This window comes from Methylocystis bryophila, assembly GCF_027925445.1.
Taxonomy (GTDB): domain Bacteria; phylum Pseudomonadota; class Alphaproteobacteria; order Rhizobiales; family Beijerinckiaceae; genus Methylocystis; species Methylocystis bryophila.
Window position 1 is genome coordinate 1,235,355 of the sequence record NZ_AP027149.1, and the last position, 18,824, is coordinate 1,254,178.

The 18,824-nt window shown below is 64.5% G+C and carries 20 protein-coding genes and 1 tRNA gene; 9 read left to right on the forward strand and 12 right to left on the reverse strand.

Annotated elements, in window-relative coordinates:
• Window positions 1–55 precede the first annotated feature (55 nt).
• From QMG80_RS05765 to QMG80_RS05785, 5 genes are read left to right on the forward strand one after another with little or no spacing between them, the layout of a single operon-like run.
• Window positions 56–1,837, forward strand: coding sequence for a hypothetical protein (locus QMG80_RS05765; RefSeq protein WP_085771954.1), 1,782 nt, complete (start codon window positions 56–58; stop codon window positions 1,835–1,837).
• Window positions 1,837–3,621, forward strand: a complete 1,785-nt coding sequence (locus QMG80_RS05770; RefSeq protein WP_085771955.1) for a hypothetical protein — start codon at window positions 1,837–1,839, stop codon at window positions 3,619–3,621. The genes QMG80_RS05765 and QMG80_RS05770 overlap by 1 nt, the downstream gene beginning before the upstream one ends.
• Before the next feature lie 17 nt (window positions 3,622–3,638).
• The gene (locus QMG80_RS05775; RefSeq protein ID WP_085771956.1) at window positions 3,639–4,007 is read left to right on the forward strand and encodes a hypothetical protein; all 369 of its coding nucleotides are present in this window, start codon (window positions 3,639–3,641) and stop codon (window positions 4,005–4,007) included.
• A gap of 36 nt (window positions 4,008–4,043) precedes the next feature.
• Window positions 4,044–4,625 carry a MarR family transcriptional regulator gene (locus QMG80_RS05780; RefSeq protein WP_085771957.1) on the forward strand — a complete coding sequence of 194 codons (582 nt, stop codon included), beginning with the start codon at window positions 4,044–4,046 and terminating at the stop codon, window positions 4,623–4,625.
• On the forward strand, window positions 4,622–4,945 hold the full coding sequence (locus QMG80_RS05785) for a hypothetical protein (RefSeq protein WP_085771958.1): 324 nt from the start codon (window positions 4,622–4,624) through the stop codon (window positions 4,943–4,945). Before QMG80_RS05780 ends, QMG80_RS05785 begins: the two co-directional genes overlap by 4 nt.
• Window positions 4,946–5,040: 95 nt before the next feature.
• Here the strand turns inward: QMG80_RS05785 and QMG80_RS05790 are convergent, their stop codons facing one another.
• Window positions 5,041–5,283: a transcriptional regulator gene (locus tag QMG80_RS05790; RefSeq protein ID WP_342586545.1), complete on the reverse strand. Its 243-nt coding sequence runs from the start codon at window positions 5,281–5,283 to the stop codon at window positions 5,041–5,043.
• Window positions 5,284–5,626: 343 nt separating this feature from the next.
• On the opposite strand from QMG80_RS05790, the gene QMG80_RS05795 reads away from it, so the two are divergent.
• On the forward strand, window positions 5,627–6,058 hold the full coding sequence (locus tag QMG80_RS05795) for a hypothetical protein (protein ID WP_085771959.1): 432 nt from the start codon (window positions 5,627–5,629) through the stop codon (window positions 6,056–6,058).
• Entirely contained in the window at window positions 6,055–6,246 is a 192-nt protein-coding gene (locus QMG80_RS05800; RefSeq protein WP_085771960.1) for a hypothetical protein, read from the forward strand. Before QMG80_RS05795 ends, QMG80_RS05800 begins: the two co-directional genes overlap by 4 nt.
• Window positions 6,247–6,473: 227 nt before the next feature.
• On the opposite strand, the gene QMG80_RS05805 is transcribed toward QMG80_RS05800, so the two are convergent.
• The 5 genes from QMG80_RS05805 to QMG80_RS05825 form a co-directional block, all read right to left on the reverse strand.
• A tRNA-Ser gene (locus QMG80_RS05805) sits at window positions 6,474–6,563 on the reverse strand.
• Between the two features lie 72 nt (window positions 6,564–6,635).
• Window positions 6,636–6,923: an acylphosphatase gene (locus QMG80_RS05810; protein ID WP_085771962.1), complete on the reverse strand. Its 288-nt coding sequence runs from the start codon at window positions 6,921–6,923 to the stop codon at window positions 6,636–6,638.
• Window positions 6,913–7,773 (reverse strand): pantoate--beta-alanine ligase, encoded by an 861-nt coding sequence (gene panC, locus QMG80_RS05815; protein ID WP_085771963.1) that lies wholly within the window; start codon window positions 7,771–7,773, stop codon window positions 6,913–6,915. Before panC ends, QMG80_RS05810 begins: the two co-directional genes overlap by 11 nt.
• A complete protein-coding gene (locus QMG80_RS05820) occupies window positions 7,770–8,213 on the reverse strand; it encodes a gamma-glutamylcyclotransferase family protein (protein ID WP_085771964.1) in 444 nt (147 codons plus the stop codon). Before QMG80_RS05820 ends, panC begins: the two co-directional genes overlap by 4 nt.
• A 96-nt stretch (window positions 8,214–8,309) precedes the next feature.
• Window positions 8,310–8,966 carry a YdcF family protein gene (locus QMG80_RS05825; protein ID WP_085771965.1) on the reverse strand — a complete coding sequence of 219 codons (657 nt, stop codon included), beginning with the start codon at window positions 8,964–8,966 and terminating at the stop codon, window positions 8,310–8,312.
• On the opposite strand from QMG80_RS05825, the gene QMG80_RS05830 reads away from it, so the two are divergent.
• Together QMG80_RS05830 and QMG80_RS05835 are read left to right on the forward strand one after the other, a co-directional pair.
• Window positions 8,956–9,324 carry a hypothetical protein gene (locus tag QMG80_RS05830; RefSeq protein ID WP_158658752.1) on the forward strand — a complete coding sequence of 123 codons (369 nt, stop codon included), beginning with the start codon at window positions 8,956–8,958 and terminating at the stop codon, window positions 9,322–9,324. The two genes, QMG80_RS05825 and QMG80_RS05830, sit on opposite strands and share 11 nt — an antisense overlap.
• Window positions 9,325–9,603: 279 nt before the next feature.
• Window positions 9,604–10,986 (forward strand): FAD-dependent oxidoreductase, encoded by a 1,383-nt coding sequence (locus QMG80_RS05835; protein WP_085771966.1) that lies wholly within the window; start codon window positions 9,604–9,606, stop codon window positions 10,984–10,986.
• 245 nt (window positions 10,987–11,231) lie between these two features.
• On the opposite strand, the gene QMG80_RS05840 is transcribed toward QMG80_RS05835, so the two are convergent.
• Genes QMG80_RS05840 through hypF form a run of 6 tightly spaced genes read right to left on the reverse strand, consistent with a single transcriptional unit; the run spans window position 11,232 to window position 18,822 of the window.
• On the reverse strand, window positions 11,232–12,647 hold the full coding sequence (locus QMG80_RS05840; protein ID WP_085771968.1) for a PAS domain-containing sensor histidine kinase: 1,416 nt from the start codon (window positions 12,645–12,647) through the stop codon (window positions 11,232–11,234).
• Window positions 12,634–14,124 (reverse strand): sigma-54-dependent transcriptional regulator, encoded by a 1,491-nt coding sequence (locus QMG80_RS05845; RefSeq protein ID WP_085771969.1) that lies wholly within the window; start codon window positions 14,122–14,124, stop codon window positions 12,634–12,636. Before QMG80_RS05845 ends, QMG80_RS05840 begins: the two co-directional genes overlap by 14 nt.
• A gap of 28 nt (window positions 14,125–14,152) precedes the next feature.
• Window positions 14,153–15,202 carry a hydrogenase expression/formation protein HypE gene (hypE, locus tag QMG80_RS05850; RefSeq protein ID WP_085771970.1) on the reverse strand — a complete coding sequence of 350 codons (1,050 nt, stop codon included), beginning with the start codon at window positions 15,200–15,202 and terminating at the stop codon, window positions 14,153–14,155.
• Window positions 15,199–16,332 carry a hydrogenase formation protein HypD gene (gene hypD / locus QMG80_RS05855; RefSeq protein WP_085771971.1) on the reverse strand — a complete coding sequence of 378 codons (1,134 nt, stop codon included), beginning with the start codon at window positions 16,330–16,332 and terminating at the stop codon, window positions 15,199–15,201. The genes hypE and hypD overlap by 4 nt, the downstream gene beginning before the upstream one ends.
• Window positions 16,329–16,559, reverse strand: a complete 231-nt coding sequence (locus QMG80_RS05860; protein WP_085771972.1) for a HypC/HybG/HupF family hydrogenase formation chaperone — start codon at window positions 16,557–16,559, stop codon at window positions 16,329–16,331. Before QMG80_RS05860 ends, hypD begins: the two co-directional genes overlap by 4 nt.
• A 1-nt stretch (window position 16,560) precedes the next feature.
• Window positions 16,561–18,822: a carbamoyltransferase HypF gene (gene hypF, locus QMG80_RS05865; RefSeq protein WP_085771973.1), complete on the reverse strand. Its 2,262-nt coding sequence runs from the start codon at window positions 18,820–18,822 to the stop codon at window positions 16,561–16,563.
• Between the last annotated feature and the right edge of the window lie 2 nt (window positions 18,823–18,824).

The window sequence follows — 18,824 nt, forward strand, 5'->3', positions numbered from 1 at the left end:
CGGCGACGCCGGAACCGTCGCCGGCCGCAACGCAACGAAAGCAAATGGAAACGTTATGGCTACAGTCCTGCAAGCCAAGGCCGTCATTGAGGCCGAAGACCGCACAGGCGCCGTCTTCGCCAAGCTCGGCGAGAAGATCGACGCGATCTCGGCCAAGGCCGCGAAGATTTCGCCGACGGTCGACAAGATGTCGACGCCGAGCGTCGAGCGCCTCGGCGCGCTGGCGAAAACCGAGAACGCCATCTCGCGCGCCACGGTTGGCCTGGCCGCCTTCGCCGCCGGCCTCGCCGGCGTCGAGAGCGCTGCCGGCGCCGCGACGGCCTCCATCCACGCCGCCGCCGCGCGTCTGCACGAGGTTGAGCGCATGAAGAGCGCGGGCATGTCGGGTGCCGAAATCAGCGAAGCGCGAGAAAAGGCCGCCGAGTTGCACACGCAAATGCCCTCGCTCGGCACGACGGATCTGCTGCATATGTTTCGGAACCAACGCAGCGTTGTCGGCGGGACGGAAGAGGTGAAGGAGATCATCGACGACGTCGCAAAGCTCCGCGTCATCGCGCAGGCGGCTCGGCCCGGCGAGGATGTGAGCGAGGATCTCGACAAGCTCGTCAAGGGCATGGAGATTCGAGGCGCGACGCAAAACCGCCCAGAGTTTCATCGGATGATGAACGGCATCGCCAAAGGCCTCAATGCCTTCGGCGACACGCTAAAACCCGAGCAATATTACGAGATGTTCAAATATGGGCGTCAGGCCACGCCCGGACTCTCTGAAGATTTTATTTTGTCGACCGCGCCCACGCTGGCGCAGGAATTGGGCGGCAGTTCCTACGGTAAGGCGATCTCGGCCTTTAACGCCGCGATGGTCGGCGGGGTTATGAAGCACTCCGCGCTCGGCGAGTTCGAAAGGCTCGGCCTCGTCGCACCCGGAGATCTCGACCGCACGAAAACCGGAGAAGCAAAGGGCCTCAAACCCGGCGCGCATTTCAAGGGGTGGAGGCTCGCTCAGAGCAATCCCAACGAATACGTAAAGCAATATCTAGTGCCCGCCATGCAAGAGCACGGCATCACGAGCCGCGAGGACGTGCTCGCCGAGATCCCGCGGCTCTATCAAAACCAGATGGCCGGGCAGATGGTCGGCTTGCTCGCGACGCAGCAGAGCCGCATCAACAAGGACAGACAGCTCTACCTGGGCGCGCAAGGAATGGAAGCCGCCGATCGCATCTCGCGTGAAGATCCGCTCGTCGTCTGGCAAGGCCTGAAAACCTCGCTCGAATCGCTCGGCGGCACGATGTTCCAAGGTCTAGTCAGGGACTTTAACGAGCCCATTTTTGCCTTCTCACAGTCGATCGCGCGTTTCGATGCGGCTGTGTCGAAATCCGCCACGGTGTGGGAAGGCGTCAACGCCGCGCTTTACGAAATGTGGGGCAAGCGGCGCGAGCGCGAGGCGCGTGAGAGCTTCAGCGAGCCCGCCTCAAACGTCTTCGACCGCATGCGGCGCCCTTATGGGCCTCCGATGCGCGCCCTACCGTCGCCGAGCGCCTATCTCGATCTCGCGCGCGGTCGCGGGCCAAATATTTCTTATGCTCCCGTGACGAACGTCTGGCACGACTCGGCCGGCCACTACACCGGCGGTCTCGCGGCCTTCGGCGGAACGATCGGCGCGAAGCCTCAAGAGGTCGAGCTCAAGGGGGTCGCGGATATCGTCTCGCGCATCGAGATCGTGCACGACGCCGAGATTATCGTGAACAAGGTGCTCGAGCAAATCACCGCGCGCGGCAATCTGCGCGCCGACACGGGCCGCAGCATGCCCGAGGCCTCTCCCGGCGCGGCCTTCGGCTGATGGCGATTTACACGCTCGAATATCACTTCCTCTTCGGCCGGTTCGACGGGCCGCAGGTCTCGACCTATTCCGCCGAGAGCGGCGAGGCGCAGCCGCTTTCGGGCGCGGGGGCCTCTCCCGCCAGCGCCGGACCCGACGCGATCGCCGCGCCGCATTCCCCTGCGCATCCCGCCGGAGGTCGGCGCGGCCGCGCGCCGCGCGCGCGATCGGGACCCGCGACGCCGCGCCGGCGCTATCCCACGACGCCGCGGGCGCATGCGGTCGCGACGCCCAGGCCTGTCGCCGCGACGCCCCCCAAAGGCCACGCGCCGCCGCTGACGCCGCGGTCCGCGCCCTCCGGCGCATCCCCCGTCACGCCTGCGCCGCCCGCCAGGGGCGTAGTTCCGGCGCCGCAGAAAGCCCCGCCGCCCAAGGCCTCTCCATCTTCGCCGCCGCCGGGATTTTCTGGCCCCATTACGCCTTCGAACTTGCCGGCCGGCAAGACGCCGATGGCCTGGCCCCAAGCGACGGCGCCCGTCGTCTGGGCCGACCCCGGCAAGATCAATTACGGCGCGGACGCCGCCAAGCTCTCCGGAGCGACGCCCCGCATCGCGCCGGTCGCCGCAAAGACGCCCGCGGGCGCGCCGCCGCCCGTGACGCCGCAGCACGCCGCCGCGACGCCGCCGGGACCGCCCGCGCCTGCGACGCCGCCCGGGCCTCCTGCTCCCGCGACGCCCCAGCGCGCGCCCACCACGCCGGCGGGACCGCCCGCGCCTGCGACGCCGGCCCCGCCGCCCGCGTCAAGCCGCGACAATCCCTTCTTCACCAAGGAGAACGCGGACGCGTTGCGGGCCTCGGCGGCGCGCCGCGGCGTCGATCCGCTCGATCTCGCGACCGTCATCTCCTATGAAACGGAGCGTAGCTTCAATCCAAATATCTGGGGCGGCTCGCCATGGTCCGGCGGCGAATATCGGCGCGGCGGAAATTATATGGGGCTCATTCAGTTCGGAAAGCCCGAGCGCAAGCAATATGGCGCGCATGAGGGACAGAGCTTCGTCGAGCAGCTCCCCGCCGTGGAGGCCTATCTCAAGGACCGCGGATTTCAGCCGGGAATGGGGATTCTCGATCTTTATTCGACGATCAACGCGGGTAGCCCCGGGCATTACAATCTCTCCGACGACGGCGGCCGCCATACCGTCCGCACCCACGTCCAGCAGATGCTGGCCGGCGTAGATCGGCAGCTCGCGCGCGAGTTTCTGGATTCAGGCGGCGTCGAAGCGCGCCAGACGATGACGCCAAGCGCTTCTCTCGGCCGCCCCGTCTTTATCGGCGACTCCATCGCGCATGGCCTGCGCGGCGCGGCGCACGGCGAAGGCGACACGAAAATCGGTCGCGGCCCCCAGGCGGTCCTCGGCTCGATCGCGAATCTTCCCGCGGGCGCGCTCGCCGGGCGCAGCGTCGTGATCTCCTCGGGCGCAAGCAATTATCCCGCGGGGGCGGGAGCTCTCTCCGACCAGATCGCCGCGGCTAAAGAGAAGGGCGCGACGCCGGGCCGCATCACGGTGATGGGCGTCGGCCCGCGCCGCGATTTCGCTGGCGTCAACGAGCGCCTGCGGGGCATCGCCCAGGGCGCGGGCGCGCGTTTCCAGCCGCTGCTCGAGACCGGCCGCGATCTTGTGCATCCGAAGAATTACGACGCCCTGCTGCGCGCCGTCGCCACGCCCGAGCCGGCCGTGACGACTCCTGTTTCCGCAGGCCGGAGCACGGGCGCGCAGGCCGGCGCCACTGCGGCGAAGACGCCCTAACCTAACAGGATCTGACGATGACCGAACACGAGAAGACGGCGCAATTCGCGGACGAGGTTTTAGACCGTGCCGAGCGCGTGATGCGGGATCGAGCGGCGATGTTGCCGAGCTTACAGATCGTCGCGCATCGCGCATGGATCGCGCATCTGACGCTTCTCCAATTACGATCGGCGCTCGGCGTTCCGATTCAGAACGCGACGCTGGAGCTGGAGCAGCTTCGCAAAAATTCGGCAAACATGATCGACCGCAGTTTCGACGACATGGACCCGCGCCTTCGCGCCGAGCTGCTTCCGATCGTGCATGAGGAGCTGCAAATGCTCGTCGAGCATTTGGAGCCCGGAGCATTGAAACTCGACGCCGCGCTTGCGAAAATGGGGCGCGCCTGATCTTTCCTTGGCGATCGCGGAGCCTGCGAGCGGACGATGGCGGAGGGTGAAGAAAGCGGAGGCCTTTGGCTTTCGATATCTGCGCTCGCCGAGGCGAAGGGCGTAACGCAGCAAGCCATCTCAAAACGCGTCGCGCGCCTCAAGGCGCACGGCCTTCTGCAAACGCGCGCGGGCTCCCGCGGCGCGATCGAAATCAACGTCGCGCAGTTCGATCGCGCGACCAAGGAAACGACCGATCTCGCGCGCTCGACGTCGCACATGCGCGCGCCGGCCGCCGCCGCGATCCCCACTGAGGACCCCGACGCGCCCATTTACACGAGAGAGCAGGCGCGCAAGGCCGCCTATACCGCCGACCTCGCCAAACTCGAGCTCGACGAACGGACCGGGAAACTGATTCATGTCGCGGAGGTAGAAGTCGCCGCGACGCGCGCCGCCGAGATGATTGTGTCGCATTACAACACGCTTATCGGGAAAGCCGAAGAGCATGCTGGGATCGTCGCGGCCGAAGGCGCGGTCGGTCTGCGGCGGGCCTATCGTGAGTTTGTGCAGGACCAGCGCGAAAAGATCGCGCGCGGTCTGCTTGCGCTCGGACATGAGGGAGAGGAGATTCTGGAATGAGCGACGACGACTACAAGAAAATTGTCAAAAGCGAAGAGGCGCGCGAGGCGGGCTATCGCGCCGAGATTGAGAGGCTCGATCGCGATTTGGCGAGCGGTCGCGCCATGTCCAGGGAGGACTTCGCGTCCCTGGCCGAAAGCATTTTTGAGCCGGGCTTGGAGCTGCTCGAGCGGCAGGATGTTGTTGAGAAACTCGCCCGCGCCGCCGCCGAAGGTCCCGACGCTCTTCGCGCGGCGCTGAAGGCGCTCGCGTCTGAGATGATGAAGGCGGTCGCGCAGGAGAGCGACGACGAAGCCCAGCGCGGTGATGAAGGCGAATGAGCGCAGCTCACGCGATCAAAGTTCCGCGAAAGAACTTTGATCGGCAGTTTCACGGTTCCGCGCGAGGAACCGTGATTTTGAGCGGCGCGCGAGCTTCACGCTTCCTTCGCGGCAAGGTGATCGCCTTTCGTGCATGGCGCGCCCTTGCGCAGCCGCACGCCCGCCCCGCCGCCGTTATCTGGGATGAACTCGACCCCCCCCGCCTCGAGGGCCGCGCGCAATGCTTCGACCGTCCGCGCCTGGGCGGCCAAGGGTCCAGGGATCGTTTCAAGCCTCTTGATGGCGGGAAGGGAGATTTTGGAAGCCGCCGCCAGGTCTTTTTGCTCCCATCGGAGCATGGCTCGCGCCCCCCGTAATTGCTCGCTCGTAAGCATCGCGCTCATGGTCTGAGGGATATTTGCATACCTGAGGTATTGACATGCCCAAGGGATAGACTTATTCCTGAAGTATCACAAGCCGCTCATCCGAGCAACCCGCCGCCGGGACCCCAGTCCCGGCGAGCTGACAAAATGCTTTCCGAGCTTGGCGACAACCAATCCAAATTTGGATCGGTCTATTCTGATGCCAAAAGGCTTGCCCAATGGAGTGGAAAGTCCACCACGGAACTACTGCGCTTCCCCTCCCGCCTTCCCCCGGACGCGGCGCCGCTCGCCGCCTGATCTCAAAGAGGAGAACGAACCCATGACGAAAGAGCATACCGAATCCATCTGCGATCTCTTCAAGCGACTCGAGGCCGCGGGCGCCGATCCAGGCCATCTTCGCGCCGTGGCCGACCACACCCGACGCGAAAATAACATGGGTGCTCCACGCCTCGACCGGCTCTATTTTGGGAAGGGCGAGGGCGAGCGCGTGAGCCTCGAGGATATCGCCACGGAGTTGGAACAACTGCACCTACGGGCGAGCGGCGTCGAGCTCGCCGTGCAGGCGCTCGCCGATGGCGGCGCGTCCTCGCAACAGGCTGCTGGCGCGGAGGTGCTCATGCGTCAGGTTGTGGCCGACATCGAACGCCTACACCTTCTCGCCCGCGCTGAGCCGGCCGCGAATCGCCCGCGTCTCCCCGGCGAGGATGACGCGATCTATTATGCGAGCACTCTAACGGCGGCGCGCTCATGAGGTTTCGCGGCGCCCTCGAGATCGGCGCGGCGATTGCCTCCGCCGGGTTGCTCAATGTCTCTAGCTGGCTCATCCCGAAAGGAGCGACCACGCCTCGAATCGGGCTCGCGCGGCTCGCGCTCGCCAAAGCTGCTCTGCGTCTATCGCAAAGGATTCTGCAATGCCGTCTCGGCGCGTCAACCTCCTGACGCCTGAAGGCCAGTTCGATCGCGCGGCGATCATGCGCAAGGCGTGGCCGGACTTCCGCCGCGTCCGCGCGGCTGGAGGCTGCGGCATGTGCTTCGCCGACTTTCTGCGCAACGCCTGGCGCGTCGCCAAGGCGCAGCGGGCGCCATTTGTTACGTGGGCAGTTACATCAGAGGCCCGAGAACGACGCTGGCCCCAAGAATTTAAGGACTTTAATTCATTGATTTAATGGCGGAAGGGGTGGGATTCGAACCCACGGTGGAGTTGCCCCCACGGCGGTTTTCAAGACCGCTGCCTTAAACCACTCGGCCACCCTTCCCATGCTTTTCTCTATGGCCGCCCGGATCGCGGCGTCAACTTTCGGCCGGTCTCGGGAGGAGCGGCGGCGCCCTCAAACGCTCGGGGCCACGACAAATCCCGCCTCGCCGGCTTCCGCCGCCGACGCCTCCTCCTCGCGATAGCTCTCGACGCGCGCGCCCGGCGGGCCATGCCGCGCAAGACGTGCGAAGTCTTCGAGCGCCGTCGCTTCGCCCGCGACGAGCGTCTCGACCTCGTCTTGCCCGCGGTTTCGGGCGAATCCCGAGAGCTCGAGCCGCGCCGCGGCATGTGCGAGGAAGGCGCGAAAACCCACCCCTTGCACGCGTCCGCTCACGATGATGCGCAGCGCTTTACGCCTCATGCGTCACCGCCAGATTGTCGATGAGCCGCGTCGCGCCGAGCCGCGCCGCCGCGAGCAGTCGGATCGGCCCGTCGCGCCGGCCGGCGATCCGCGCCAGCGTCTTGGCGTGGCGCGCCTCGATGTAATCGGGGAGGAAACCCGCCTCGCCAAGCGCGGCGCTCGCGCGCGCAAGCGTGGCCTCTATCGCCTCGCCCGCGCCGATGAGGCGCGCAGCCTCGTTCAAAGCCGCGTATAAGGCCGGCGCCGCGGCGCGCTCCGCTTTGGAGAGATAGACGTTGCGCGACGACATCGCGAGGCCGTCCGCCTCCCGCAGCGTGGGCGCGCCCAAAATCTCCGTTGCGATGTCGAGATCGCGCGCCAGGCGTTGGATCACCAGCAATTGCTGATAGTCCTTCTCGCCGAAAACGGCGACGTCGGCCTGCGCTTGGTTCAGGAGCTTGGCGACGACGGTGGCGACGCCGCAAAAATGCGTGGGGCGGAAGCGATCCTCGAGATCGGCGCGCGCGGGACCGTCCACCTCGACGCGCGTTGAAAAGCCCGGCGGATAGACCGCCTCCATGGTGGGCGCAAAGCAGAGGTCGGCCTGGACGCTCGCGAGCTTCTCCAGATCCGACGGAAGCGTGCGGGGATATTTTGCGAAATCCTCCGATGGGCCGAACTGCGCAGGATTGACGAAGATCGTCACCACCACGCGCTCGGCGTGGCGGCGCGCCTCCTGCACCAGCGAGAGGTGGCCGTCGTGGAGCGCGCCCATTGTGGGGACGAGAGCAATCTTCTCGCCCTTATTGCGAAAATCTTTCAGCCGCGCGCGCAGCGCCGGCACGGACTCGACGACGGGAAAATCGGTCATGACGCGACTCGCTTATAGGCTTGCGAGAATTGCTGCAAATAGGCGACGTAAGCCGCCGGCAGCGCCCAGTCGGCCGCCGCGGCGAGGATCGTAGCGAGATGGTCCGCCCGCGGCGCCCCGGGCGCCGGCTCGGCGCCCAGATAGATCAACGCATGAACGGAGCCGGTCGGCTCGCGCAGCACCGGCGTCAGGATTTTGCGATAGAGGCCGCGTCCGACCTCTTCATATCGATCGAGCGCGCCGACGTCGCTTGGCGCGAGCTCCCAAAGCACGCCATGCACGCTCGCTTTCGCGTCGCGCATGACGCTCGCCGCGCCGCAGGCCATGAAGAACAGGCGATGACGGGCGAGCCGGGCGCGGCCCAAGGGGCGCGAGCGCGGGCAGCGCTTCTCCATGGCGCGCCGGTCCATGTTGGTTCCGTAAGCGAAATAAAGCGGCATCGAGGCCTTCCAACGCCCGGAGCCGGGTCCGGGGAGACGCGCCTTTATAGCGCAGGACGGCGATTGCGCGAGGCCGCCTCGCGAGCGAAAGAGATTTCAAGATGATGGCGGACAGCCGCCGGCGAAGAGGCCGGAAAAGCGGCTGCGGCCGACGACGTCGGGAAGCCTCAACAAGACTAGGGTCTCGACGAATTTGAGATATTCCTCCGAGCGCCCCTCCTCGGAGAGCCCATCCTCGACCGGATACGCAATGAGTGCATGATTCGGCGCCGCCCGCGCGAGCAGCGCGAGCGCCCGAGCCATATGCGTTCGACTGGTGATGAGGAGAAGCGGGCCGGAGACTGCGCGATCCTTCAGCCAGCATTGTGTCTCGAGCGCGTTCTGGATGGTGTTCTCCGCCGCCTCGCCCATTTCCACACAGCAGGCGACGAGCCGATCCAGGGACGCAAGCTTGGGATTGCGCTGCGCAAACTGCGCGACGAAACTTTGCTTGTCGAGTCCCGCGCCGCCATTGACTCCCGAGATGAAGACTCTGTGAACGCGACCCTTGGCGAGAAGCGCCAACGCTTCGTCGATGCGGGCGAAGTCGCCCGTGAAGACGATCGCCGCCGCAGCGCGTTTAACCGCAGCTTCGCTCGGCGGCGAGAAGGCGTCGAATTGCAAGAGCTCCGACGCGAAGGACGCGAGCGCGCAGAAAATGAGCGAGAGCGCCAGCACCAGCAGGGAAGGGGGGCGCGCAAAATTGGCGGTCATCTCAGATTTGCGCTTTGCCAAGCTCGCTCGTCCGTTCAGTTTGTCGGCATGGCCGCGCGGGAAATCGACGACATCGGAGCCTTGCTACGCTCTAAACCCAGCCCCGTCGGTTGAAAAGAGCGCGGATTCCATTGTCGCGGCGGCGCTCCGTGAGTGTTCGGTCGAAGGCGTGACGAGCGCGGTCAGCATGCAGCTTGCCCCGGCCCAGGTTGTGGCGACTCTGGGCCTGGAGTTCCGCGACGAGCTGAAGGCGCCCGAGATCGAAGAGGCGGGTAGTCTTGCTGGAAAGGCGCGTCCGAGCCGGGCATCCACAGGTTGTCGCCCTGTTCGTGAAGCCACAGACCAGAAGCACCTTTGAAAAAACTCGCGGCAGCTTTCATTTTGCGCGGTTCAAAGACGGCAAGCGTGCGCCGAGTTAGAGCGCGATGCGCAGGAATGGCGCGGCCCGCCAGCAATGGAAACGACCATGACAATCTTATTCGCACAACCCTACGAATCCAGCCCGTCGGGATCGCCGAAGCGCCTGACCTGAACGACTTTGTTGCGCGGTTCCGTCATAGATCGATTCCTTGCGTAAGGATCGCGTTACTGGCAAAACAGTCACGATGATGACAGGCCATTTTCGAGGAGATCGTAAATGTCCAGGAGCCAGCTCAAGATCAAGGAACCGGCGCGCGAAATTGATGTTGTGCGCGAAACCGATGTGTTGGTGGTCGGTTCCGGCCCCGCGGGACTGGCAGCCGCGATCGGCGCGGCGCGCGCGGGCGCGGAAGTCTCCATCGTAGAGCGCTTCGGCTGCTTCGGTGGAAATATCACGGTGGTCGGCGTCGAGGGCATGGCCTGGTACCGCCACGAAAAAACCATCGAGGCCAACGGCCTAGGGCGGGAAATGGAGGAACGGGCTAAGGCGATGGGGGCGGCGGCGCCGGAATCCCAGTCACTGTCGTATGAGCTCGACTCAGAAGGTTTCAAGGTCGTCGCCGACCGCATGGTGGAGGAAGCGGGCGTGCATCCCATGCTTCACCGCATGTTCGTGGCCCCCATCATGGACAACGACACCATCGTCGGCATTGTCACGGAGTCGAAAGCGGGGCGCGAGGCGATTTTGGCTAAGCGCATCATCGATGCGACCGGCGACGCCGACGTCGCCGCGCGCGCGGGCGCCCCGTTCTTCATGACGCCAAAGGAGAAGATGATGGCGGCCTCCGTCATGTTCCACCTTGCTGGCGTGAACAAAAAGAAATTCATGGATGGTGTGCGCGCCGATCTGCAGACCTACAAGGACTGGGGCAGCGGCGGCGGAGGCGACTGGAACATCGAGACCTCGGGCAAGGAAGACGAGATGTTTTCCCCCTTCATTAAGAAGCCGTTTCAGAAAGCCATCAAGGAAGGCCTGCTGCCTGCGAATCTGAACACCATTGCTGGCACCTGGGGCGCGATGCACGACACCGGCGAGCTGACCTATATGAACCTCATCCACATGGAAAAATGCGACGGCACCAATCCCGACGATCTGACCAAATTCGAAATCGAGGGTCGGCGCCAGACGATGCTGGCCATCGAAGCGCTGCGCCGTTACATGCCCGGCTGCGAAACGGCGCGGCTGCGCAATTTCGGCATGACCATCGGCATTCGAGACACGCGGAAGATCGACGCCGCCTATAACATGACCGAAACCGACGTGCGCGAGCAGGGCAAGTTCGAGGACTCCATCGGCATCTATCCGGAATTCATCGACGGCTATGGCATTCTAATCCTGCCGACGACAGGCCGTTACTTCCAGATTCCGTTCCGCAGCATGATGCCGAAGAAGGTCAAGAACCTGCTCGTCGCGGGCCGCTCCACAGGCGGAGATCGCGTCAGCCACGCGGCGATCCGCAACATGAGTTGCTGCGCCGTGGCGGGGCAGGGCGCCGGCGTCGCCGCCGCGCTGTCGCTCAAGACAAAGACAGACTTCGACCGCCTCGATATTTCGGCGGTCCAGAACGAGCTGACGCGGCAAGGCGTGCGGATACACTAGAGCATGTCACGGAAAAGTGCGAAGCGGTTTTCCGGTCATGACAGGCTCCAACTTTTTGACTTTGCGCGATTCCTTATCGCTCGAACGATTCCGTTCGAGCGGGAAACGCGCTAACAGCGTATTGACGAAGTCGCCGCCGGCTGGTTCGGTTTGAAGAACGAAGGTTCTCGGCTGAAGCCGCCTGATCAAATCGCGACATTTTCACCGAGCTGCTAACGCGTTTTGTCGCCCGCATAGCAAGAATTTTAGTCAAGTTGTCGCAATTTTGTTGAACCGGATTGTTCTTTAACAGGAGGGTCGCATCGCGGGACTTTCAGGGTGAATCGCGCGCCGCCCTGAGGAAGATTGACGCAATCGATGACGCCGCCATGCTCGCGAACGATCGAATAGGTGATCCAGAGCCCAAGCCCGGTGCCTTCGCCGACCGGCTTCGTCGTAAAGAAGGGCTCGAAGATTCGTGCGCGAGCATCCTCGGAAACGCCCGGCCCATTGTCGGAGACCTCGACGACCGCAAGCTTCTCTTCCGATCTCGTCTCGATCAGCACCGAGGGGTTTGGAGCGCTTCTGACTGCATCGAGCGCATTGTCGACCAGATTGCCGATCGCCGAATGGATTTGCCCTTCATGGGCGAATGCGAAGAGATCCGCTTCGAGCCGCATCTCGATCCTGGCCTTCGCCTTTTTGCTGCGGGACGCCCATTGCGAGGCCGTCCGCACCACTTTCGACAGCTCGACAGACACTCTCGGGGCATTGGAGCCAAAGGACAGCCGGCGTAAATTCTTGACGATATCGCTGATGCGCACAGCGCCTTCCAGCGTTCCCTCGATCAGCGGCTCAAGATCTTCCAGCACCGCGTCGATCTTGAGACGTCGACGAAGCGCTTCCCGCGCCTCGTCGGGCATGCCCGAGTGAATGCTTGCGAGATAGTCGGCGAGAGTCATCCTGTAGCGATTGAGCGTATGGATGTTTCCATAGACGAAGCTGATCGGATTATTGAGCTCATGCGCGACACCCGCCACGAGCCGGCCGAGGCTCGCCATTTTTTCCTGCTCGATCAGGCGAGCTTGCGCCTGCTGCAGCTCGACATGGGCGCAATGCAGGGCCTCATAGGCGCGACGTAGCTGTCCAATGGGCCGCCCCGTGAACACGGCGCCGGCGAGTCGTCCCTGGGAATTGAACCGCGCCGAGCAATTGACCGCCATCACGTCCGAGGGTCCGGAAGCCGTCTTGAAACACAGTTCTAGGCTCTCCTCCTTGCTCATAGGCCCCGGCTCGAACATCGCCTGAACAGCCGTGCGGCTTTCCGAAGCGACGCACTCGGCAAAGGGCTGATCCACCAAGGCCAGCTCCGGCGCGCCCATCAGCCTCTGGAAGGCCGGATTGACCTGGACGATCGCCCCCTTCTCGTCGCAAACGATCAGCACGTCGGAGATCGAGGCGACGACGCCAGCGATAAAATTGCGCGCTTCCTCGAGCTCGGCGTTCTTGCGCTCGAGATCGGTCTCGTAGCCGATGAGGTCGGCATAAACCTCATCCATCTTGCGGATGACTTCCACCCACATCGACTCGCCGTCTTCGGACAGCAAGACCTCTTCCTTCCCGCCGACGAGGGCGATCAGCTCGCCACGCCTCGCGAGTCGGGAGGCGTCAGGGTTCGTCATCTACGAGCCGGCAAATGTCGTAGCGGGTGATCTTGCTGCGAAGTCCGACGCGCGAGAGGCCGAGCTCCTCCGCGACGCGGCTGATATTATGTCCGTTTCGTTGCAGAGACTCTTTGATCACGGCGCTTTCCAGGGCTTCGACGCGATCTTTGAGCGTCAGCGGCGCCGCCGACTCGACCGTGGGCTTGGAGCCGGCGCCTTTGGCGATCGTCGCAGACAACAGGTTCGAGCCGAGCGGCGCCTCGCCGTCGCACAAGACGCACATGCGTTGAATCTCGTTGTAGAGCTCGCGGATATTTCCAGGCCAGGCATAGCGCTGCATGAGGCGCAGCGTCTCGGGGTCGAATCCTGGTATGCGTCGGTTGAACGTACGGTTGACCTCGACGAGAATGCGCGCCGCTATGACCGGGATGTCCCCCGGCCGCTCGGCGAGCGGCGGCAGATGGATCGGAAAGGCGGCGAGCCGATAATAAAGGTCGCGGCGGAAGCGGCCGAGGGCGACGTCCGCTTCGATATTGCGATTCGTCGCGGCGATGACGCGCACATTCACGCGGCGCGACCGCTGCGCGCCGAGCGGCCGTATCTCGCCCTCCTGCAATACGCGCAGCAGCTTGACCTGGAATGCGGGCGAAGTGTCTCCGATCTCGTCGAGGAAGATCGAGCCGCCGTCGGCGACCTCGAAAAGGCCGATGCGATCCTGATAGGCGCCGGTGTAAGCGCCCTTTTTGCAGCCGAAGAGTTCACTTTCGAGAAGCTCGTCAGGCAAGGCGCCGCAATTTTCGATGACGAAGGATTTGTCGCCGCGCGCAGAGCTGTAATGGATCGCGCGTGCGAGCAGTTCCTTGCCAGTCCCCGACTCGCCGGTGATCAGCACCGATACGTCGTAGCAGGCCGCACGCCGTCCGAGCGCGATGGCCTCGCGCAAGACGCTGTCCGGACCATGAGCAATGCGATCGAACTCGTAACGCTTACGTTCGTTTCGCTTTCGATCGACGATAAGGCTGTGCAGTTGCAGCGTCGACGGCTTTGCCTCGATGAGCGGCGCCGCGACCCCCTCTTTCTGCAGCCGATAGAGCTCGACCGCCGCGCGGACGCTGCTCACGAGCTTTTCGGGATCCCACGGCTTGGTGATATACTGGAAGATGCCAGCCTCATTCACGCTGGCGATTATGTCCTCCGCATCGGTGTAGCCGGAGATGATCATTCGCACCGGCTCTGGCCATTGGTCGCGCACGCGCCGCAGGAAATCGACGCCATTTTGGTCCGGCATGCGCTGATCGCAAAGGATCACCTGGACAAGATCGCCGGCGAGGATGGCCCCGGCTTCCTGCGCGCTCGCAGCACAGAGCACCTCGAACTCGATGCTCAGCACGCGACGCAGGGATTCGAGTGAACGACGCTCATCGTCGATGACGAGCACGGTCGCGCCCGTTCTTGGCGCGGCTTCGACCGCTATCTCGTCGAGCATCTTGTTCATGTGCTGCTCGCAGTCTCGCTTTCTTCCCTTAACAGATACGCGGCAGCTGCTCGCCCGACAGCCAATCTACGATCCGCGCGCCGCCGAAGACGGTGTTCATTTGCACAAAACGCCCATCGTCGGCCACGATCTTTCCGATCAACGCCGCCTCGGCGCCGAGCGGATGCGCGCGCATCGCCGCGAGGATGGTCTCGGCGGCGCCACTCTCGACAATGGCGATGAGCTTCCCTTCATTGGCGACATTGAGCGGATCGAGTCCGAGAAGCTCGCAAGCCGCGGCAACCTGCGGCTTGATCGGCAGCGCCGCCTCGTCGATACGGGCGCCGACGCCGGATTGATGCGCGATTTCGTTGAGAGTCGCCGCAAGGCCCCCGCGCGTTGGATCGCGCATGGCGCGGATGGAGGCGCCGCCCGCTGTCATCATCGTCGCCACCAGCCCATGCAGTGCGGCCGTGTCAGAGAGCACATCGGTGCCAAATTCGAGGTCCTGGCGCCGGGACATCACGGCCACGCCATGATCGCCGATCGAGCCCGAAAGCAGGATCGCATCGCCTGGACGCGCCTTGTCTCCGGAAAGCTCGACTCCCGCAGGAGCCGAGCCGACACAGGCCGTGGAGATGAAGACCCCATCTGCCTTGCCGCGTTCGACGACCTTCGTGTCTCCCGTGACGATCGGCACGCCCGCAGCGCGAGACGCTGCGCCCATGCTCTGCGCGATGCGCTGCAAATCGGCCAAGGGAAAACCTTCCTCGATGACGAAGCTCGCCGACATATAAAGAGGCGTGGCTCCCGCCATGGCGATGTCGTTGATCGTGCCATTGACCGCGAGAAGGCCAATGTCGCCGCCCGGAAAAAACAGGGGAGAAACGACATAGGCGTCCGTCGTCATGACCATGCGGCCGCCGGCGACGTCAAAGGCGGATTGATCATTGCCCGCGCGCAGCATCTCATTGTCGAAAGCGGCGACGAAGATATCGCCGATGAGCCGCGCCATGGCGCGTCCGCCGGCCCCATGCGATAGATCGACGAGGCCGCGTCGCAGGTCGAGCTTGCGTCCGACGAGATCCATCTTATTCATCCGGCGGCTCTTCTTTGCGGGGCGCGAAAACGTCCATAGGCCCAGTAGGCCGCGCATGAGCCCTCGGAAGAAACCATGCACGCGCCGATTGGCGTTTCCGGCGTGCAGGCTGTCCCGAAAAGCTTGCAGTCGCGCGGATGCTTCTGCCCGCGCAATATGGCGCCGCATTCGCAAGCCGGATTGTCGCGGGCAATTCGCTTCTCCACGGGAAAGCGGCGCTCCGCGTCATATTCGTGATAGGCTTCCCGCAGGAGTAGCGCGCTATTGGGAATTTCCCCAAGCCCACGCCATTCGAAGCTCTCGCGCATTTCGAAGACGTCGGCGATTTCCGCCAGGGCGATGCGATTCCCCGCCGGCGTGACGGCGCGGATATATTCGTTCTCGACCTCGGCGCGACCCTCGTTGACCTGTCGAACGAGCATGAGAATCGCCTGCATGACATCGAGGGGCTCGAAGCCCGCGATGACGACTGGCTTGTCGAACTCTTGAGCGATGGCTTCGTAGGGCGCGGTCCCTATGACCGTCGAGACATGCGCCGGGCCGATGAATCCTTCGAGCGAGAGCGTATTCGGATCGCTCGTCTCGAGAATCTGCCGCATGGCGGGGGGCGTCAGCACATGATTGCAAAAGACCGAGAAATTCTTCAGACCCTTCTTTTCCGCGAGGCGGATCGCCGCAACCGTCGGCGGCGTCGTGGTCTCAAATCCAATCGCGAAGAATACGATCTCGCGATTCGGCGTGCGCCCCGCGATCTCGATCGCTTCGAGCGTCGAATAAACCATGCGGATGTCCGCGCCGGCGGCCTTGGCTTTGGTCAGGCTCGCGCCATTGGAGCCAGGAACGCGCATGAGATCGCCATAGACGCAGAGCGTCACCAACGGATTCTTGGCAAGCTCGATCGCCTCGTCGATGCGTCCCATCGGCAGCACGCAGACCGGACAGCCAGGGCCGTGAATGAGGCGAACATTCTCGGGCAGTATATCCTCAATGCCATATCGCGATATGGCGTGCGTGTGGCCGCCGCAAAACTCCATGAAGGAATAAGGGCGGTCGGCATGCGCCTCCTGCGCGATGCGCGCGGCGAGGCCTCGGGCTAGATTTCCGTCGCGATATTCGTCGAGATGTTTCATGCGGGCGCGCCCAAATTCGTCGCCTCCCGCAGGAGCGCCAGCGTGCGCTGCGCTTCGTCTTCATCGATCTTGGCCAGCGCATAGCCGACATGCAGAACGACATAGTCGCCGACGTCGACGTCTTCGACGAAGGCGAGCGACGCCGCCTTCAGCACGCCGTCGAGACTGACGCGGGCCATGTTATCGGGCAGCAGTTCGACGACGCGCGCGGGTATGGCGAGACACATGCTAATTTTCCCATCCTGCGAGTCTGGCGCGGCGCGCCAGAAGAGCCTGGCCGAGCGATAGGCCACCGTCATTTGAAGGAACGCGACGCGCCACGAGCGGCTCGATCCCCGCTTTTTGAAGCTGCAGCGTGACGCCCTGCGTCAGCACCGCGTTCATAAGGCAGCCGCCGCCGAGGGCGACGCGACGGCGCTCGAACCGGCGGGCGGCTTCCGAGATCCAAGCGGCGAGGCCCTCGATGAGCGTCCCATGGAAAAGCTCCGCACCCTCGACCTGTGATGGCTTTTCCTCGACGAGATACAGAAACAAGGGGGAAAAATCGAGCACGCCCTCGCGAAGCAGAAACCCCTCAGGCAGCGCACGGGGCGCATGGCAGAGGGCTTCCAACTCCATGGCCGCCTGTCCCTCATAATCCTGCTCCAGGCGCAGGCCCAGCAAAGCCGCCGCTGCGTCGAACAGCCGCCCGAGGCTCGTCGTTTGCGAGACGCCCGGCGACAAGGCCAGATGCGCCACCGCCCCCGCGAGAGGCTGCTGCGGAAAGCGCGCCTCCGCTTCCGCGCCGCGCCCAAGCCCGGCGAGCATGGCGACGCCCATGCGCCACGGGCTGCGCGCCGCGCTATCGCCGCCAGGGAGCGGCGCCGGCGCGAGATGACCGACGCGCCGCCAATTGCAGCCGTCGATCCCCATCAACTCGCCGCCCCAGGCGCCGCCGTCGTCGCCGTAACCGAAGCCGTCGAGGGCCGCCCCCAGCGCCGCGTCCTCGACGCCATGCTCCGCGAGAATCGCGGCGATATGCGCGGCATGGTGTTGCGCGCGAAAGATCGGTAGGCCGCTCGCCTCGGCAATCCGCGTGGTGTGAAGATCCGGGTGCAGGTCGCAGGCGACGCATTCGGGCCGCACGTCGAGAATGTCGAGCATGCGCGCGACGGTTTCCGCGTGATGGCGCAGGGTCGCCGCGTCGCTGAGACTGCCGATATGCGTCGAGACGAAGGCTTCCCGCCCACGCGTCACGGTCACGGTGGTCTTGAGATGCGCGCCGAGAGCGAGCACATCGGGACCATCGTCCGCCAGCGGGATGGGCTCGGGAACGAAACCGCGCGCGCGCCGCAGAAAGGCGGGCGCGCCGGCAATCATCGTCATCACGCTATCGTCCGCCCGGGCGACGATCTCCCGGTCGAAGCCCACGATCAGATCAGCAACGCGGCGAAGCTTCTCGCGGGCCTCGTCGTCGTCAATGATCAAGGGCTCGCCGCTCATATTGGCGCTGGTCGCGACGAGGACGCGATCGAGCGGAGCGTCCCGCCAGTCGCGGCCTTCCGGCTCACCCGCCAAGGCGTGGAAGATCAGATGATGCGCAGGCGTGTAGGCCAGCATCACGCCGATTCGCGAGAGCCCTGGCGCGACCGAAGCGGCAAGAGCATCGGCTTTCTCGACGACGACGATCGGCCGCGCCGGCGAAGACAGAAGGGCGCGAGAGGACTCGTCGAGGACGCCGATGCGTCCCGCGGACGCGGCGTTGAGGACCATCACCCCGAAGGGTTTGGCGTCACGCTGCTTGCGGCGGCGCAGCTCCTGAACGGCCGCTTCGTTGCGCGCGTCGCAGAGCAGATGGAATCCGCCGACGCCCTTCAAGGCGACGATCCCGCCTTGGCGCAAGCAGGCGGCGATGTCTTCGATCGATGCGTCGAGGCGCGGCCCGCATTGCGGACAGGCGATCGTCTGCGCATGGAAGCGCCGGCTCGACAGGTTGCGGAAGTCGGCCGCGCAAGCCTCGCACATCGCGAAAGGCGCCATCGTCGTTTGTGAGCGATCGAAAGGAAGCCTGCGCGTCAGCGTGTAGCGAGGTCCGCAATGCGTGCAATTGACGAAGGGATAAAGGTGAAACCGGCTCCGCGGATCGAAGAGCTCGTCGAGGCATTCTTCGCAGACGGCGGCGTCGGCCGGAATTCGCGTCCGGGCTTCGCCCGCGACGCTCGTCTCGATGCAAAACTCGCTTTCGGCTTTGGGCGCGACACTTTGAGCCTCAACCGTGTCGATGCGCGCCAGGGGCGGAGGGCTTCGCCGCAGCGCCGCGACAAATTCCTGCGCCCGCGCGCCTTCGATCTCCAGGAGCACGCCTTCTGCGTCGTTGCGAACGAAGCCGCCGAGATCAAGCGCGCGAGCGAGACCATGCACGAAAGGACGAAACCCCACGCCCTGCACCGCGCCGCGCACTCTCAGGCGCAGGCGCTCCGACGCTCCGCTCTGCGAACGCGCCGGCTCCATGA